The organism is Actinomycetota bacterium (genome assembly GCA_030776725.1).
Lineage (GTDB): Bacteria > Actinomycetota > Nitriliruptoria > Nitriliruptorales > JAHWKO01 > JAHWKW01.
Window position 1 is genome coordinate 1 of the sequence record JALYHG010000072.1, and the last position, 2,373, is coordinate 2,373.

The window sequence follows — 2,373 nt, forward strand, 5'->3', positions numbered from 1 at the left end:
CGGTCGAGGTCCACCAGCGCTTGCGGCTGCATCGATGTCGACAGGTGAACGACGTAGGCGTCACCTGTCCGGCGCGCGGTCGCTCCGCGCAGCTCGACCTGCCAGGCGTTCACGCGGTCGTCGCCGCTCAGGACGGCACCCGCTCCGCGCACGTCGATGCGTTCGGAGCCTGCGGGGGTCGCCAGGCGCGGTTGCCAGGCCGCCTCGGTCACGGCGCCCAGCACCCGCGGGACGGTGCGGCCACACCCGGAGCAGACGGTCTCGTCGACGCCGGCGACCCGGTCACCGGTCCGGTAGCGGATCAGGCCGGTGCCGTGCCAGCCGGCCGAGGTGTAGGTCAGGTCGCCGGCGCCGTCGCTGGTGCGGCCGGTGGCAGGGTCGAGGACCTCCAGGACCTCCAGATCCGGGTAGGTGTGCAGTCCCGTGGCTCCGCCCGCCTCGGCGCACTCCGCCCACAGCGATCGACCCCCCGCCGAGGCCCACAGGGCCAGCACCCGCACCGTGGGGGCGCTCCCAGCGGCGCGCCACGCGTCGGCCACGGCACGGCGCTGCTCATCGTCGGGCGGCACACCGACCACGACGACCGTGGCGACGTTGCCCAGATCGGCCCCGCTGTCGGCGGCCACCCCCGCGAGCGCCACCGCGTCGGCGATCGGGACCGCGACGGCCGTCGCGGGCACCTGGCGGAACGCCCAGACGGTGTCGTCCACGGGGCGGCCGTGCCCACGGGCGTGCACCGCCAGCAGCGACGCGCCCAACGCCAGGTGGTACAGGCCCCAGAACCGCAGGGTCCCGTCGGCCGGGACCGCGGAGACCAGGTAGTCGTCGCTGCCGAGGCCCAGGACCTGCGCCGCCCGCGCGCCGGTGCGGTGCAGGCGGTCGAGGTCGGTCCGCGTGTAGGCGATCGTGAGTTGACCGTCGCGTCCGGCGGGGTGCAGGTGGATCGGCTTGTACTCGGTCAGCAGTGCCATCCGCTTGCCGGCTGCGCCGCCCCGACGGATGGCCCGGGCCACCTGCAGGAGCGTCCCGAACGTGGCGCCGGCTTTGACCTGTTCCTCGGTGGGTCGCAGGACCAGCGCCGGGCTGCCTGGTCCGCCCGCACCGACCACGTTCGCCTCACGGACGGGGGGGATCGTCTCGAGGTCGGCGCGGGAACGCACCCGGGCGGGGTCCACCCCGGCGCGGTCGAGGTAGCGACCCCAGAACGGGCTGAACGAGGCAACCGCCGGGATCCAGCCCTCGAGGACCATCGCGCGCACACGGTCGCGTTCCGCCGGGGTGCGGCGGTCCCAGGTCGCGACCACACCGATCCCTCCCGATCGAGCGCGCCAGCCTATCCGGCAGCACCTGTGGCGCCGGGTGCGCTCCCGGCGACGCGGCCGGCCGGCTGTCAGCCCTTCCGCGCCTCGATCTCCTCGATCAGCTTGGGCACGACCTGGTACAGGTCACCGACCACACCGAAGTCTGCGATCTGGAAGATGGGCGCCTCGGGGTCCTTGTTGATCGCGACGATCAGCTGGGAGGTCTGCATCCCGGCCCGGTGCTGGATCGCCCCGGAGATCCCACAGCCGATGTACAGCTGCGGAGAGATCGTCTTCCCGGTCTGGCCGATCTGGTGGCGGTGTGCGATCCACCCAGCGTCGGCCGCGGCACGGGACGCGCCGACCCCGGCGCCGAGCACGTCGGCGAGCCGGCCGATCAGCTCGAAGCCCGACGCGTCGCCGAGTCCCCGCCCACCAGCGACGACGGTCGAGGCCTCGCCGACGTCCGGCCGGCCACCCTCGGCCTGGGTCACCACCTCGACCACGCGGGACCGTTTCGCGTCGTCGGACAGCGCGACGTCGAGCGGAACGACCTCCGCGGGGCCGTCCCCGCGCGCCTCGGCCACGAACGCGTTCGACTTCACGCCGATCAGCGCGATCCGATCGCCGCGGACGTGCGAGCGGGTGATGGTGGCGCCGCCGAACACGTCCTTGACCACGATCAGGTCGCCGTCGACGAGCTCGAGGTCGGAGGCGTCGGTGATGATGCCGGCTCCGAGGCGGACAGCCAGGCGGGCCGCGACGTCCTTGTAGAAGTTGGCGGAGGGGAACAGGACCCGGCGGGCATCGGATCCGCGGATCACCTGCTGCACGGCCTCGACCATGGGCAGGGTGACGTACGCGGTGGCGTCGGCCGAATCCCAGGCGTAGACCCGGTCGGCTCCGAACGTGCCGGCCGCGTCTGCGGTTGCGGATGCGCCGGGGCCCACGGCGATCGCGGCGACCGTGTCACCGGCGTCTCTTGCCAGATCTCGCGCCTTGGTCAGCATCTGGGTCGAGACCTTGCGCGTCCTGCCGTGGTCGTGGTCGACGAGGACCAGCAGCTCGCTCA

General features: G+C 73.4%; 2 protein-coding genes. Both read right to left on the minus strand.

The genetic code is table 11. The features are described from left to right. Positions 1–1,304: hypothetical protein (locus tag M3N57_03210; GenBank protein MDP9021708.1), on the minus strand; the 1,304-nt coding region annotated here is incomplete at its 3' end. An 86-nt stretch (positions 1,305–1,390) separates the two neighbouring features. Then, on the minus strand, positions 1,391–2,373 hold a 983-nt coding region (locus M3N57_03215; protein ID MDP9021709.1), incomplete at its 5' end, for an electron transfer flavoprotein subunit alpha/FixB family protein.